The following is a 16,868-nucleotide window of genomic DNA, read 5'->3' on the forward strand; positions in this document are numbered from 1 at the left end:
GAAATCAGTTAATAAATTTTACCACATTGATTAAAATTGATGACAACATTCATTAATTTGGGCCAATTGTCACAAATAATTACCTATGGCTGGGATACCAGAATGGCATGCTCCAGCTTGAGACTTTCACCCAGAAAGTTTTTGACGTTGGTCACTTGGGTGTCATACACTGCTATTTGGTATTGCAATTTATTCAACATATCAGGTTCAGAACGAAGCATGGCGGCTGTTTCACTGATTAACTCTTGAGCCAAGTCCAATTGGCAGGTTTCAGGCAGTTTTGCACCAAAAATGTTTGCCACCTCAATAACAACATCACCACAAGCCTGCTTTATCGCATCCTGAATGGCTATGGGCATCAAGCCCCTGATGTATTCACGATAAGGTGCCACTTGTGTGATAAATTTATTGGTCGCAAAATCCTCTGAATAATAAGCAAAAATCTTGCTCTTAAGCGAATCACTTTTTATTAAGTTGACCTGCCCGGTACTCTGCATTTCATTGTAAGTGGCGCGATTACTCCAAATACCATTTACCTGACTGGCTTGATAAGCCCCAATAACAAACTGCTCATCACTGACTGCATTTTCATCATTTAAGGCATCAACTGCCCTCATCGCGTATTTCCTGACTACAGTTTGATAAGCCAATTCAGCGTTCAATACTTCTTGGTCATATTTTAAGTCAGCTTGTAATCGTTTCAACAAAACACTGGCTTGTTTTTCACCAGCCAGTTGTTCGTTCCAATTGGATACCTGAATGCCGATAAAAACTCCAATAACAACAATCAAAAAATCTATAAAAACCGCAAACCAGTTCTGGTTTTTGATGTGTTTTGTTACGCTTCGCAATCGCATTGAACTCCCCCTATTCTTATCAGTTAATAATAAGTGATGTTGACATTGGTTTCAATCGGAAAGCGTCTAAGTACTTTTTTATATTTGACCAGCCAGACTCCTTATCTCAAAATAATTAAAACAGCAAAAATGTCAATCAGGTGGATTTAGCTTTTAGATTCTAACCACTGGGATGCTTCTGCCTTTTGTTGTGCTATGCGCTTATTGTAAACTTCTAAAAACTGCAGTGTTCTGGGTAGTTTCATCACCTCATCTAACATGGGAAAATGACGGCCTTGCCAAAAACCTCTGATGTCACCGGATTTAAACTGTTGTTCAAATAAAACAGCTGCAGCAACAGCATCACCTTCCACCGCATGAATCATGGCTTGTTTATACATATTCATTTGTGCAGGGTATTCATCAAAATATGTTTTCAGTTGTTGTAGTAAGGAATCAGCAGATTGAGCATTTCCTTGTTGCTGCCACATCCAAATCAATTGAATGGTACTGTCAAAATTTTCAGCATTAATTTCGTAGCCTTCTTGCGTATCTGCTGGATATAAATCAAGCAACCCTTCTATCGCCATATCAAAATTACCAGCTAACATTTGATAAAACGCCCATTCATCACGAAATTTAAAATCATCCACTTTCGAATTCAAATGAGCTTCAATATGTTCTACAGCTTTTTGATACGCTGATTGGTATAAATCTATTTCAATTTGCGCATACAACAAGCCCTCTAATTCTGGTGCTTTTAAAGCAATTTGATCTGCAATATTCTGTGCTTCATCAGGCATATCTAAGTTCAACAGTATGCTGATTAGCTCTGTTTGTCTGGAAAAATTTCCTGGGTCCATCTCAACTGAACGCATTTGCCACTTTAACGCTTCAACAAAATCTCCACGAGCTGCAAATATGGTTGCTTTTCCATTGGGTCCGCCTGAATAATCGGGAAACAATTCTATGATGCGGTCAAACTGCTGACTGGCATCATCCAATTGATTATTTTCAATCAGTTTATAACCAATGTTGGATTGAATCACTGGCGACAGAGGGTCCAGTTCCGCTGCTTTACGATACAATTCCAATGACTTCTTTTTTTCACCAAGGCGGTCTGCCAAATTACCATACCAATGGTAAGCTGTTGCATAATTCGGGTTTAACTCAATCGCATATTCAAATTGTTCTTTGGCTTCTTTTAGCTGCATTTTTTCATGCAAATAGTTGGCCTTACTGGTATGCGCTTCAGCCAGCATGGAATCCAGTGACAATGCTTTTTGAATCAAAGGCTCACCTCGAAGGAACATTTCCTGACTGCTCAAGTTGCTGTAATCATTAAGTAAACTCAAGACATCTGCTTGACCCACATAAGCCAGTGCATAATTAGGATCGAGTTCACTGGCTTTTTCAAATAAAGCCAGGGACTCTTCCAAAGCCGTACTGCTGCGGGTTAACATGCGTTGTCTACCTGCTAAATAGGCGTTATAGGCATCTAGGTTTTCAGTTTGGCTCTTATTAAGTGATTTAATTTCCTGGTCTGTTAACTTTGCCCGCATTGTTTCCGCAATTTGCTCAGCAATTTCTGTTTGGATTTGAAAAATATTTTGCGCGGTCAACTCACGATCAAAGGCTTGTGCCCACAATTGATTTTCTGAATTGGCTTCAATCAACTTAACATTTAACCTCACCTGGTTGCCTGACCTTTGTACACCACCTTCAAGCACATGTGAAACATTTAATTCTGCTGCAATATCCCTCACAGAACGACCTGAGTCTTTGTAAGGCAAAACCGAGGTTCGAGAAATCACTTTTAACGCGGATATTCTGGAAAGCTGCGTAATTAAATCATCGTGGATACCAACTGTAAACGGTAAGTTGTCCTTGGAATTGGCTATGTTGGTAAAAGGCAGAACTGCCAGTGATTTATCAGTTACAGGGTTTTCAATCGGTGTTGCCTGTTTGTTTCCATTGTCATTGATTGTGGACAGACTTGATGATTCATCTGCAGTTGGCTCATCACTCCAGTGTTGCCACAAACTCATGATGCCAACAATCACCAAAACCACCATGGTCACATAGTCTAGTTTTTTTGCTTTCTCACGATCTTGTCTTTCGTTGACCTCAACATCTTTATCACGTTTTATGCCTTCAGGCGTGAGTTCAAATGCCCATGCAAAAAGGATGGTTGGAATCAGACCAAGTAAAACCAATGCCAGCAACAATCGATTGGCACTGGCTTCCAACTCCAAAGCCTCAAAGACCACGTCACCAACTTGTAACAACAGCCAGCCAATTACCACATAGGCCGCAGTGACTCGAAATACATTACGACGTTTTAATTCTGCCAATAAACTCATACATTCATTTTATGTGTATTGCTGCTAACTTTTCAATCTTTACAGACAGCATTAAAACTCGCCATTTACAATGAATCTGAAAATGCAATTAATTCAGAAACCAGTAACAATTATCAGTTGATGTCAGTTAATTTTTCACCAACTGCGATAAATCTGCAATTGAGCCCGTTAAACGACTTACCTGGGCCAGTTGGGTCAGGCGATTCAGACGAATGGTTGCATCATCTACATTGACCATCACACCCTCAAAATAGGCGTCTAAAGGTTCTGCCAATGTGGCCAATAACCGATAAGCTTCGCCATATTTTTTATCCGCCACCAACTGTTTAAATTCTGAGTTCATGGAATCTATCTGATTAAAAAGCTGAGACTCCAGCGCAGACTCAAACAACTCAGGATTAACAGTTTGCTCATACAGATTTTCTTTGGTTTGGGCTTTTGCCACAATATTGGTGGCCCGCTTATTGGCTTCAATCAGAGATTTTGCATAATCCTGCTGTTTAAAATCTTCGGTGGCTTTTATGCGCTCGTCTAAATCAGAAAGCACTGAAGCATCAAGTGTGCTGGCTGCATTAAAAACATCGATTGAAACACCGTTATTAGTATAGTAGTGACGCAATCGATTTTTAAAAAATATTCGTGCGCTTGATTTGGCTTCATCCAATGAAATTTTTGAATATTTTTGATAAGCAATAATACTCTGATTCATCAAATCATCATAACTGACCGCCAGATCTTTATCACGCAAGATACTGATAATTCCCAACGCTGCCCGTCTTAAAGCAAACGGATCTTTTGAGCCGGAGGGTTTTTTACCCACCGCGAAAATCCCCACAAGAGTATCCATTTTATCGGCCAGTGCCAGTGCCTGTCCCAGCGCATTTTCAGGTAAATGATCACCGCTAAAGCGCGGCAAATACTGATCGCGAATGGCCATGGCAACGTCTTTATCCTCTCCCTGATCGGTGGCATAATAGCCACCCATCAGGCCCTGTAATTCCGGAAATTCACCGACCATATCCGACATCAAATCACACTTCATCAGTTCAGCAGCGCGCTCACCTTGTGTCATGCGGAAGCCCATTTTCGGTGCCAGCCAGTCCATGATGTGTTTTATCCGCTGTGTTTTATCTGTATAAGAACCCAATGATTTTTCAAAAGTCATTTTGGCCAATAAAGGTAAATTATCCGCAAGCGGTCGGGCTTTATCTTTGTTCCAGAAAAATTCCGCATCTGCCAGTCGCGGAGTGATGACTTTTTCAAAACCTTTTTTCACCAGTTCAGGCTGCTTCGAATCAATGTTGGCAAAGGCCACAAAATGCGGCATCAATTCACCTTCTATATTTTCAATCGGGAAATATTTTTGATGGGATTCCATTGAGGATATCAGGGCTTCGCGCGGCACTTTTAAAAAAGATGCATCAAAATCACCTAAAACAGCCACCGGTTTTTCAACAATGCTCGCCACTTCCTGCAATAAATCCGCGTTGATAAGAGCCTGTCCGCTGACTTTCTGAGCGACTGCCTCGGCCTGTTGCTGAATCAGTTGTTCACGCTCTAAATGATCCACCATCACATCGGCTTTTTGTAAGAGGGCTTTGTAATCCAAAGCATTGTCAATGCTCAGCCAGTCATTATGATGAAAACGATGACCACGGGTTTTGCGGCCGCTTTCATGGCCGAATAATGACATGGGAATAATGTCTTTGTCTTTCAATAACAGCAGCCAGTGCACCGGCCGGATAAAAGAATAATCATGATTACCCCAGCGCATGGGTTTGGGAATGGGTAATTGCTTAATGGATTGTTCAATCATACCCGGCAACACATCGTTTATATTCAAGCCTTTTTCCACCACCTGATAAACTAAATACTCGCCTTTGTCGGTTTTAACCGTATCTAAATCCTTAACTTCAGCACCCACGGATTTGGCAAATCCGATGGCCGCCGGTTTGGGTTCGCCGGCATCATCATAAGCCACCGCCACTGAGGGACCACGTTTCTCGACCGTTTTATCAGCCAGTTGCTCACTGACATCACGCAGCAAAAAGGCCAATCGCCGTGGTGATGCAAACCACCTGGAATCCTCAGCAAAAGCAAAGCCCTGTTCGTTTAACTGGTCACAAACACCTTCAAATAGAGCCTTTGACAACCCATACAAAGCTTTTGGCGGCAATTCCTCACAACCCAATTCAAATAAAATATCTGCCATGATTATGCCTCCTTGTGTGGTTGATGAATGTCTTTACAGCCTGGAAAATCCAAAGCTTCACGAGATTGGTAGTACATCGTTGCCACCGACTTTGACATATTACGAACCCTTAAAATAAACTGCTGCCGCTCAGTCACGCTGATGGCTTTGCGCGCATCCAGTAAATTAAAGGTATGCGACGCTTTCAGCGCTTGCTCATAAGCCGGCAAGGGTAATTGCTCATCAATTAATGCCAGGCACATTTTTTCAGCCTGATCAAAGGCCTGAAATAAGGCCGGCACATCCGCATGCTCAAAATTATAGGACGATTGTTCCACTTCATTCTGGTGAAAAACATCCCCGTAAGTCACTGTACCATTGGGCGTTTGTGCCCAAATCAGATCGTATATCGATTGTTTGTTCTGCAGGTACATCGCCAGACGTTCCAGACCATAGGTGATTTCTCCCATCACCGGTTTGCACGATAAACCGCCGACCTGTTGGAAATAAGTAAACTGCGTGACTTCCATGCCATTGAGCCACACTTCCCAGCCCAGACCCCATGCGCCTAAAGTCGGTGATTCCCAGTTATCTTCAATAAACCGGATATCATGCACCAGGGTATCGATGCCAATGGCTTTTAAAGAGTCTAAATATAATTCCTGAAAATTATCAGGCGATGGTTTCAATACCACCTGGAACTGGTAATAATGCTGCAGACGATTTGGGTTATCACCATAACGCCCGTCCGTCGGCCGCCGGCTCGGCTGCACATAGGCACTGTTCCACGGCTCAGGACCAATGGCCCGTAAAAAGGTCGCCGGATGAAAGGTACCCGCGCCCACTTCTAAATCCAAAGGTTGCACCACCACACAACCATTTTCAGCCCAAAACTGCTGTAAACGAAGTATTAAATCCTGAAATGTCAGTACTTGTTTGTCCATTAGAGAACCTGAGCATAAAAGAACGGCATATTATAATTGAATACACCAAAGACTTCATTTGTTTTAACCCCCACAATCACCCTAACCCTCGACCTATTCGGGCTTGACCCGGACACCCAGTATGCAACAGTCTAAGGACAATATAAGACAAGTCCGTAAGGCATTGCTCAGTTTTTATTCAGCGCTTCCATGCGCTTCACACCTTCGCGGCTTATGTGAAAATTCATTCCAGATGAATTACTCTGACGCAGAAATTCAGGATTTCAGATATTTTTACTTAATTCACGACTTATGCAGAGGTCTCATTGTATAAGATCCACTTGTTTTATAGCGGTATCTGTTTGCAGTCCAAAATGCCCCAGATAGTAGTTGTAACTGGCCGTCTCACTCCAAATGGATGAAGAATGTATTCCACCCACGGTGCATCCGCCGTAACAGACTATTTGGTCATTCCAGGATTTGATGGAATACACCTGATGGGCGAAGCTTTTATTGTAAATACTGTTCAAAAAAGGACTTCCAACAGACAATCCCCAGTATCCACAAGTTGAGGTCCAAACATTGTAAGGGTAGTAGCCACAACTTTTTAAACCTCGAACAGCCCCGGCAATCCCGACAAAATCATTCACATCATTTTCAAGACCGAGCGCGATGATTTGCTTTATCGCCAAACTAACACCCATCGAATGGCCAATCACATCGACGTGTCCGCTACACGAGCTGGCATACGCATCCAATATCGCATTTCTGACAGGCACTTCCTCAGTCCCTGAATGGTTGTTACAGGCCACGCAAGCACTGCCCCAATTGGGTCGATAAATTTCTGAACCCGAATAACCTCGATTAAGTAACTCAGCGTATGTATTGTTCCAATCTGATGAGCTACCACCATTTCCGTGAACCAACACAACAGCATCGCGACAAGCCGCAGAAGCGGTCACTGTCACCATTATCAACAACAAAATTTGGATGATTTTCATAGGAAATTCCTCTTTTTTTCTTTTAGGGTACGCTTTATTTATACATTTGTCAAAATATGTTCAACAAATGTTTAAATCATGGTTTGCGCATCAGTTCCATGCAATGACTTCTAACTAAACACTTCTTGATGGTACTTAGGCTTACATTCAGGGTTTTTAATAACCCGGTGTCACGCTTCAATCTCTGATTCAATCCCGATTCTAATGCCTCCACCCATGGACTCGGCTTCGCTTCAGGCACTTACTTTTGCGCTGCGACAAAACCTTATTATGATATTGAGCGGCTGCTTGATTCGGTCTGTTCAGCAACCCTGCATTGACAGCTGCGGTCAAACCGTGACTTTCGACCCCACTTTTTTGACGGGCTGTTTGATAGAATCTGATGTTCTATTTATTTTGGAGAGTTAGGTGCGCTATCTATTGTTGATTTTATTACTTGGTTTTGGTTGTCCGGCATATGTACAAGAGGCGCTTAAATACCAGAAACCGCCACAGGAAATTCTTGAGCTGGTAGATATTAAACGGGCACCTTCGGTGCGCATTGATTCTGATGCGACAACGCTTTTACTTTTGTACAGGGATGCTTATCAGTCCATCGAAGATTTATCCGCAGCTGAGCTGCGATTGGCGGGTTTGCGGATTAATCCCGACACCCATATTTCCAGTCGCATCCGTTATTACAATAACCTCAAAATTCAGGATATTCAATCAGGCAAAATCCGGAGTTTAACAGGTTTACCCGCAAACCCAAAACTGGCCTATATCAGCTGGTCACCGGATGAACGTCAGGTGGCCTTTACCCATACCGATGATGGCGGGGTTAATTTATGGGTGGCCAACCTCGACACCTTACAAGCCAAAGCCCTGACCTTGGTTAAATTAAATGCCAATTTGGGTCAACCCTACACCTGGCTAAAAGACAGTGAATCACTGCTGATCAAAACCTTGCCTAAAAACCGTAAAGAACTGATTGATACCGGTCAGACAGTGCCCTCCGGACCAACTGTCAGCACCAGTGACGGCGCCAAAGCTCAGAACCGCACCTATCAGGATTTGTTAAACAATCCACAAGATGAATTTAATTTTGAACAACTGGCGCGCTCTGACATCAAGCGCATTAATCTCGCAGGTCAATTAAAACACTGGGCTGGCACCGCCATGTACCGGGATCTGGAGGTGTCACCGGATGGTGAATATGTGATGGTCACTCGGCTGCAACGACCTTTTTCTTATTTGGTACCTTATAACCGCTTTCCGAGCCAAACAGATATCATGAAAAAATCCGGCAAACTGGTCAAAACCGTTAATCAGGTGCCTTTGGTGGAAGACTTACCCAAGGGTTTTATGGCGGTGCGCACAGGCAAACGCAACCTGCAATGGCGCAGTGATCAAGCGGCGACACTCATCTGGGTCAAGGCTTTGGATGGCGGCGATCCCGAAAACCAAGTTGATTTTCGCGATGAGGTCTTTCAACAGCCGGCGCCGTTTAAAAAATCCGCAGAGTCTCTCATCAAGACACCACTGCGATTTTATCAGTTGACCTGGGGAGATGAAGATCATGCCGTGTTTTTCGATTATTGGTGGAATAGCCGGCAAATTAACACATCACTGTTTAATCCCAGTGACTTAACCCAAGACCCGATACTGATCAACAGCCGCAGTTACCAGGATGTCTATGCCGATCCGGGCCGTTTTATGCTTATCAAAAATGATTTTGGTCAAGAGGTGTTGCGTATTCATGATAACAAAGTATTTTTATTGGGCGATGGGTTTAGCAAGGATGGTCAGTTTCCTTTTTATGACACGCTTGATTTAAACACGTTTAAATCAAAGCGCATTTACCAATCGGCTTTTACCGACAAACTGGAAACCCTGGTCGATGTCATCAGTGATGATGGCAACAAACTCCTGGTACGAATGGAGGCATCGAGTGAATTTCCCAATTATTTTATCCGTGATTTAAGTCAAGATAAACTAAGCCAAATCACCCACTTTGAAAATCCTTTCCAATCACTCAGCCGAATCCACAAAGAAGTGATCAAATACAAACGCCAAGATGGCATTGATTTATCGGCAACACTGTATTTGCCGGCGGATTATGATTTTAATCAAAAACCAAAACTGCCCATGATTTTATGGGCGTATCCTACGGAATTTAAAGACCAGGCCAACGCCTCACAGAACCGCCAGAATCCCAATGAATTCACCTATGCCTCTTACGGCTCAATGATTTACTGGGTGACCCGCGGATATGCCGTGTTGGATGATGCGGCTTTTCCGATTGTCGGTGAAGGTGATGAAGAACCCAATGACACATTTATTCAACAATTGGTGGCCAATGGCGATGCTGCCGTGAAAGCGGTGGCTGATATGGGTTACATTGATCCTGAGCGGGTGGCGGTGGCCGGCCATTCCTACGGTGCGTTTATGACCGCCAATTTACTCAGCCATTCCGATACTTTTGCCGCCGGTATTGCCAGAAGTGGCGCTTATAACCGAACGCTCACACCTTTTGGTTTTCAGGCGGAAGAACGTAATTACTGGGAAGCGCCGGAGATTTATTACAACATGTCGCCGTTTATGCATGCCGATAAAATGAACGAACCTCTGTTACTGATTCATGGCGCGGCGGACAATAATTCCGGCACCTACCCAATGCAGTCAGAACGCTATTTTAATGCCTTAAAAGGCCTCGGCGCCACCGCACGATTAGTCATGCTGCCCAAAGAAAGCCATGGCTACCGCGCCAAAGAATCCATCCTGCATGTATTGTGGGAGCAGGATCGGTGGCTGGAGAAGTATGTGAAGAATAAGGGTTCTGAGTAAGAAATTGAGTTGTATGCGTTCCCAGCAGAAAGTGGGAACGCATACTTAATGATTTACATAATAGTTATTCAAAGCCGTCCTTAAAAATAATGTCGGATTCAAAGCCGTTTTTAAAGATTAAATCCGGGAGCAATATGGCTGTGCAATTATCACAAACCAATGCAAAATCCTGTTGGTTGGTGCTTGGGTTATGCGGGTTGAGTGCATCGCCCATAATATTCGCCGCCAACACCTGAACAGTGAACGGGTTGCCGTTGTGCTGGGTCGTTTTTAAAAACACCGCTTCCATATTGTTTTTGTTATCCGGGCTGCCACCGGTGGCTGAATAGCCGTCACCGGCAAATTGGTTGCCGAGATAAGTACCGGTATCACTGCTGACCGATAAATCAAGGTCATTCACCCAGGCAGGCGTGATGCCACCCAGACCGGCCCCAGGCGCATCGGTCCAGACCAGCATCACTTTAACCGGCTCACCAGAATTATCCGGTGTCAGAAGCACCATATATTGTTCACCACTGTTGCTGAACACGGTTTGTTGATCGGAGAACCAAAGGCTGTTTGTGGGATTGATAATTCTATCCAAATTCACCCGACCCCAGCCTTGTTTCCGGTCCGGTGCATGACCCATCACCTGGCCGTCGGCATCATCATAACCGTTCAAATCATCGGCTTTAACGGTAAACACCGCTTTGATTAATGCTGAGCTTGGATTGACGCCTTGGCTGTTCTTAAATTGCTCCCAATACAAAGACACCGATCCGGAAATCACCGGTGAGGCCATGGACGTACCGCATTTCATGCCGTAACCTGAACTGCTGTCCGGTGCATCGGTACTGCATCCCGGTGCCACAATATGGGGTACCAACCGACCGTCACAGGCCGGACCATGCGCAGAATTAGAGGACACATCAAACAGGGCATTGAGTTGACTGCCGCTGCCTGTCTGAAGTTTGGTTGAACCCACGGCAAATAAATTTTTGGCTTCATCGGGTGACCCCAGAGAAGACGGCGCGCAAGCACTGCTGTTCCAGTCTCCATTACCATTCATAATCGACCACACCGGCATCACCGGCTGATTCCCCGGAATATCGGGGTTGGCATCGCGGGCAATCATATCAATTTCCATGGTGGGGATATCATAGCCTTGTGGCGAACCGGTGGGCCCCCAGGAATTGTTGGTTAATAACGCGCCACTGATTTGAGAATCCTTGTATATCGACAACATACCACCTGCGACCATACCGCCCGGTCCGCTCCCCAATAAAGGCGAATACAATTGTTCAACAATGTTAACACCCGGCGCCACACCCAAACCCCGGTTAAAACCACCTGCATCTAAGGTGTTATTCACACCGGTTCCGCCAATCGCTCCGGCCACATGGGTGCCGTGAGAATCCGTGGTGTTACCACAACTCGGACCGGGACCCGAACAAGCCACAAATTGACCCACTAAATCCGGATGGTTGTTATGAATACCGCCATCCACCACACCAACAGTCACGCCATTGCCATCAACACCGGCTGCGGCTAACCAGCTTTGATATCCCGGCACCACCGTTAAAGCACCATTATAAGCACCGACAATGGATTGCTGACTCATTTCACCCCGTGGTCCGCCGTCGGTGGCCACTTTTTGGATGGTCAATATACCCGGAATTTGAGCCGCTGTCAGATACTGAACACCCGGCAGAGAAAAGTTAATGGCAGACAGGTTTGTATCAATGTGAACGGTAGAATGTATCAAGGCGCCGAGTTGAATTAATTCATGCCGGCTCTGCGACAGTGCTTCTTTGACCACCAGTGCCATACTGGGAGCGGGGTCATTATTCAGACTGCGATGCTGTTGAGCCACGCGCAAAGCCCCCACCATATAGTGACTGGCCCGGATACCGTCTGTTTGTCTGAGTGTATTTTGCTGTCGCGGTTCGGCCCAAACAATCCAGGAAAAAGGCGCCATCGGTTTAAGCGGTTTAATCTGTTGATTTTTTAATGTGTCGAGCCATTCATTTTTAACCGGCCCGTCAAACTGAACGATATAAAGTTGCCGCTGATCTTGACCACGTGATTCTGAATGGTCATGAAACCATTCATTGTCAGGCCAATTGGATTGGTTTAAATCAATGCCGTGGTGGTCAATGTTAAATTCATAAGGGCTTGAAATAAATTGCACAGCGCTGTTGTTAAGCACCACGTAAGAAGGCAACTGGCTTTGTTCAAGCCATAAAAAATTGGGGTAATCAATGGCCGCACCCGCCAATTGCTGTCGCAGTTGAAGACTTGGGTTATCAATTCTCAACCAATGCTCTGATTGCTCGGCCCATAAGGTTGAAAATAATAATCCCAAGAACACACTGATAAAATACCGAGTTCGCATCTAAACCTCCTCTTTTAAGTTTTAAGCGGTCGCACAAGTAACGCTTTAATAAAATGCCTCTGATTTTAACCCTACAGTGCGTTGACTCAATCATTTATTGTTATTTTTGTGAAATCATTCATTCATAACCTTTAAACAATTTAATTTTCACTTTTAAACATAAATACAAGTTGTATTTAGGCCCTATCAACCCAATAATACCCATGAGTTGGTTGGGCAATCGCGGGTACCTGTGAGTATTCGAGGAAAGTCCGGGCTCCACAGGACACAGTGCCGGATAACGTCCGGGAGGCGCGAGCCTACGGCCAGTGCAACAGAGAGCAGACCGCCCCTCACCTTACGTTAGGTGAGGGGTAAGGGTGAAAGGGTGCGGTAAGAGCGCACCGCGGCTTTGGTAACAAAGACGGCAGGGTAAACCCCACTGGGAGCAAGACCAAATAGGAAAACAGATGGTGTGGTCCGCACTTGTTTTCGGGTAGGTTGCTTGAGGGCGGCAGTAATGCCGTTTCCAGATGAATGATTGCCGCGAGAAATCGTACAGAACCCGGCTTACAGACCAACTCATTATTTCTTGAGAAACAGTAGCGCGTATGAACAACACCACATCAAAGGATGAAGATTTCTGGTTAGACGACAAACACTGCTCTCAGGGGCACAAATCCAAAACCCTTGAAATTCTCGACACCCTAAAAGCTGATGGGGAAATTAAAACCATTTTCCAATGCCTGCATACCATCAGAAACAACCCCGACAATCAGGAACAGGTTGAATCAGGCTTATCCAAAACCCAACGCCAAACCTTAAATGACTTATTAAAAATTCACCAGGCTGACTGGCTGTTAAACCCAAAATCCAACAACGCAGAAGGCTTACGGCGCTTGTTGTTTGCGATGTTAAATGATGTGCGACTGGTGTTGATTTTACTGGCGGAACAACTGGTGTTGATGCGTGCGGCGTTGAATTTTTCTAAGGATTTGCAAAAACAACTGGCCACCTCCACCATGACTTATCATGCCGCTTTGGCCAACCGCTTAGGGGTGTGGCAAATCAAATGGGAATTAGAGGATTTGTCGTTTCGTTATTTGGACACCAAAACCTACCGCATGATAGCCAATAAGCTGGCGGAAAAAAGAGATGATCGGGAACACTTTATCCAGCGTTGTTCCGCTGAACTGCACCAAGCGCTAAAAGACCATGACATTAACGCTGATATTGCCGGACGACCTAAACATATTTACAGCATTTATAAAAAAATGCAGCAAAAAAAGCTGCAGTTTGAAGGTCTCTACGATATTCGCGCCATTCGGGTACTGGTGGATACGGTGGCCGATTGTTATGCCGCTTTAGGTCTGGTGCACGCTAAATGGCCACATGTGCCCAAAGAATTTGATGATTACATCGCCCAGCCTAAAGGTAATATGTACCAGTCATTGCACACCGTGGTGATGGTAGCAGGCAAAACGCTTGAGGTACAGATACGCACTCACCAGATGCATGAGCATGCTGAACTCGGGGTGGCTGCCCATTGGCGTTATAAGGACGGCAGCAAGGAAGACAGCGGCTATGATAAAAAAGTCAACTGGATGCGCGAACTGCTCAATGAAAACACCCACAGTGATGATTTACTGGATGCTTTTCAGTCCGACACCCAGGAAGAGCGGATTTATGTGTTCACCCCCGGCGGTGATGTGATTGATTTACCGCAAGGCTCAACGGCGGTGGATTTTGCTTATCAGGTACACACCGAAGTGGGCCACCGCTGTCAGGGCGCTAAGGTCAATGGCGCCATTGTGCCGCTCACAAGACCCTTAAAAACCGGTGAACAAATTGAAATCCTGACCGCCAAAGAACCCAAACCCTCAAAAGACTGGCTGTATGAGCAGTCAGGCTACCTGCAAAGTGCCCGCGCGCGTGCCAAAGTCAGACAATGGTTTCGGGACAATGATTTTGATAAAAATCTAAGCCTGGGCAAGGACATGCTGGAAAGCGAGCTCAATAAATATGCTTTGCAGCACGCTGATCTGAATAAGCTGGTCAGCTCTTTTAATTTGCAGAGTCTGGATAAACTCTATGCCATGATTGCCACCGGTGACATCACCGTTTCTCAGGTACTCAGACGGGCTGACCTGCAAATCAACCCGAAAAAGAAAGTGGCTAAGACCACCGCCAAATCTTTGTCCAAAAAAGCCAGTGCCGATGATTTGATTGTCGAGGGTGTGGCTGATTTAAAAACATCCTTTGCCAGTTGCTGTAAACCCATGCCCGGTGATGCCATCGGCGGTTTTATCACCCGCACCCGGGGCATCAGTGTGCACCGCAGCGGTTGTGATAATTATATTCATATGATTTCAGAAGAACCCAACCGACTGATTAATGTTCGTTGGCGTGACAGCCTCACTGATCACAACACCAGTGTATTACGCATCACCGTAGAAGACCGTAAAAAAGTGATTAAAGACATCAGTCATTTATTGGCCCAACTGGACAGCGACATCATGGCACTTAACACGTCAACTGCTGACGACGAATCAATTTATATTGAAGTGGCTATTCAGACCCGCGATTTTGATCATCTGGATCAGGTTATAAAGCGGTTATCGAGTTTACAGGCGGTTAAAGATATTCGCAGGGTGGCCTGAGGGCGACAGCCGGACACAAAAAAACCGGCGATTGAAGCCGGTTTTTTTGTGTGGTTGAATGGGATTAATTTGCTTCTTGCAGCGCCAGTGTTTCTGCCAGCTTAATGATGTCTTCCCGTGTGCGCATTTGATTGCCATTGGGTATGAACTTACCATTGACAACCAGTGTCGGTGTGGAGGTGACATTCATGGCCTGCATCATTTGCATGCCCTTACGGATTTGGCCGTCAATCATGAAAGAGTTGGCGGTGGATAAGAATTTATCGCGGTCCACGCTGAAAGAGGCGGTGACCCAGTCAGCCACGTCTTCTATATTACGAAAACGTTTTTTGTGCTGATGAATGGCGGCAAAAAATGGCGCATGGGCCTGATCCAACATATCCATGGCTTCAAAAGTGTAATAAGCCTGCGCGTAGGGCTTCCACTGGGGATAAAACACCACCGGTACACGCTGCACCCGAATGCCCTCGGGCAAATCTTCTTCAAGTTTCTTCACATAAGGCTGAAAAGTATTACAGTGCGGACACATATAACTGAAAAACTCATAAATCACCACGTCATCTGATCCCGTATCCCAGGCTGGGGTGATGACGTTGTAATGAATACCGGCCTGATAGTCTGTTGTCGCGGCATCCGGATTATCATGATTGTGACCGGCATGGTCTTCCGTCATTTTATCGACCACTTTATCGGCCACCTCTTTGGCTTGTTCTTGGGCCTCGGCAGTTTGTTCGGCCACCGCCTCTTCAACTTGCTGTTTAACCTCTTGCTTCACGGCTTCGGTGCTTTGGGCTGTCTGTTCTTTAACCGCTGTTTTGGTCTCTGATTCATCGGCTTGTGAACACCCCCAAATTAAAGTGACCGCCAGTAAAAGTATCAGTTTTTTCATAAATTATCCTCAGTAATTAACGTATTTATGGACTTAAGTTACCGCACAAAGTTCACTTATTTTGCAGCTTGTAAACCCTGCATGTAGCTGGACACCGCTTCAATTTCTTCTTGTGTCATGTACTTGGCAACATCAGCCATAATTTTTCCGTTGACTTCATCTTTACCTGGCACCACTCGACCCTGTTTAAATAAATTCAGTTGATCAACCATATAGGCCGCATGCTGATTGGCCACCACCGGATAGCCACTGAGCGGGTTACCTTGACCTGTGGGCCCGTGGCAAGCTAAACACGCCGGAATATTACGGTCTTTCAGACCACCTTGATAAATCGCTTCACCCAATTCAATTTTTGCAGAATCCGCAGCCAGCAATTTCGCTTCCTGCTCACCAAAATAGGCGCCCAAGTCAGCCATGTCCTGTTCAGACAAACCCATTGCCATGGGCATCATCACAGCATTCTCTCGACCACCGTTTTTATATAATTTAAGTTGACGGGCAATGTATTGTGGATGTTGACCTGCGAGGGTTGGCCAAATCGGATTGACACTGTTACCATCGCTACCATGACAAGCCATACAGGTGGCGGATAAAGCTTTGCCCTTTTCAGCATCACCATCTTGCGCCATAATTTGACTTGTGAATACGGCCAAAACCACGAGAACAATCTGTTTCATAACAACCCCTAATTGGTTAAGTTTTAACAAAGTGCGCTATTATAACGCAATATGAGCAGTCAAACATATCAAAATTGCGACCAGTCCATTAAAATACCCTAAGTCAAAATAATCCATCAGGTTATCGCCTGCTGCCATACATTAGTTTA

General features: G+C 45.0%; 10 protein-coding genes and 1 other RNA gene. 3 read left to right on the forward strand and 8 right to left on the reverse strand.

The annotated features are described in order from the left end of the window. Positions 1-83: 83 nt before the first annotated feature. The 5 genes from IEV16_RS07755 to IEV16_RS07775 all read right to left on the reverse strand — a co-directional run bounded on the left by IEV16_RS07755 (position 84) and on the right by IEV16_RS07775 (position 7,314). On the reverse strand, positions 84-791 hold the full coding sequence (locus tag IEV16_RS07755; protein ID WP_188365117.1) for a DUF6090 family protein: 708 nt from the start codon (positions 789-791) through the stop codon (positions 84-86). Between the two features lie 212 nt (positions 792-1,003). Next, the gene (locus tag IEV16_RS07760) at positions 1,004-3,064 is read right to left on the reverse strand and encodes a tetratricopeptide repeat protein (protein WP_188365118.1); all 2,061 of its coding nucleotides are present in this window, start codon (positions 3,062-3,064) and stop codon (positions 1,004-1,006) included. A 262-nt stretch (positions 3,065-3,326) separates the two neighbouring features. Next, positions 3,327-5,411, reverse strand: coding sequence for a glycine--tRNA ligase subunit beta (gene glyS, locus IEV16_RS07765; protein ID WP_188365119.1), 2,085 nt, complete (start codon positions 5,409-5,411; stop codon positions 3,327-3,329). Between the two features lie 2 nt (positions 5,412-5,413). Then, complete coding sequence (gene glyQ / locus IEV16_RS07770; RefSeq protein WP_188365120.1) at positions 5,414-6,334, reverse strand: glycine--tRNA ligase subunit alpha; 921 nt, start codon at positions 6,332-6,334, stop codon at positions 5,414-5,416. Positions 6,335-6,636: 302 nt separating this feature from the next. Further along, positions 6,637-7,314, reverse strand: a complete 678-nt coding sequence (locus tag IEV16_RS07775; protein ID WP_188365121.1) for an alpha/beta fold hydrolase — start codon at positions 7,312-7,314, stop codon at positions 6,637-6,639. A 408-nt stretch (positions 7,315-7,722) separates the two neighbouring features. Between IEV16_RS07775 and IEV16_RS07780 the strand changes: the two genes are divergently transcribed. Next, on the forward strand, positions 7,723-10,140 hold the full coding sequence (locus tag IEV16_RS07780; RefSeq protein WP_188365122.1) for a S9 family peptidase: 2,418 nt from the start codon (positions 7,723-7,725) through the stop codon (positions 10,138-10,140). Positions 10,141-10,204: 64 nt separating this feature from the next. On the opposite strand, the gene IEV16_RS07785 is transcribed toward IEV16_RS07780, so the two are convergent. Next, positions 10,205-12,514: a S8 family serine peptidase gene (locus tag IEV16_RS07785; protein ID WP_188365123.1), complete on the reverse strand. Its 2,310-nt coding sequence runs from the start codon at positions 12,512-12,514 to the stop codon at positions 10,205-10,207. 204 nt (positions 12,515-12,718) lie between these two features. On the opposite strand from IEV16_RS07785, the gene rnpB reads away from it, so the two are divergent. Both rnpB and IEV16_RS07795 read left to right on the forward strand, forming a co-directional pair. Beyond that, an RNA gene (rnpB, locus tag IEV16_RS07790) (RNase P RNA component class A) lies at positions 12,719-13,082 on the forward strand. A gap of 22 nt (positions 13,083-13,104) precedes the next feature. Beyond that, a complete protein-coding gene (locus IEV16_RS07795; protein ID WP_188365124.1) occupies positions 13,105-15,153 on the forward strand; it encodes a bifunctional (p)ppGpp synthetase/guanosine-3',5'-bis(diphosphate) 3'-pyrophosphohydrolase in 2,049 nt (682 codons plus the stop codon). A gap of 64 nt (positions 15,154-15,217) precedes the next feature. Here IEV16_RS07795 and IEV16_RS07800 read toward each other — a convergent pair whose 3' ends face one another. Both IEV16_RS07800 and IEV16_RS07805 read right to left on the reverse strand, forming a co-directional pair. Beyond that, the gene (locus IEV16_RS07800) at positions 15,218-16,042 is read right to left on the reverse strand and encodes a thiol:disulfide interchange protein DsbA/DsbL (RefSeq protein ID WP_188365125.1); all 825 of its coding nucleotides are present in this window, start codon (positions 16,040-16,042) and stop codon (positions 15,218-15,220) included. Positions 16,043-16,098: 56 nt separating this feature from the next. After that, positions 16,099-16,719: a c-type cytochrome gene (locus IEV16_RS07805; protein ID WP_188365126.1), complete on the reverse strand. Its 621-nt coding sequence runs from the start codon at positions 16,717-16,719 to the stop codon at positions 16,099-16,101. Positions 16,720-16,868 lie beyond the last annotated feature (149 nt).

Origin of the sequence: Marinicella pacifica (assembly GCF_014636635.1) — a bacterium.
Classification (GTDB): Bacteria; Pseudomonadota; Gammaproteobacteria; order Xanthomonadales; family Marinicellaceae; genus Marinicella; species Marinicella pacifica.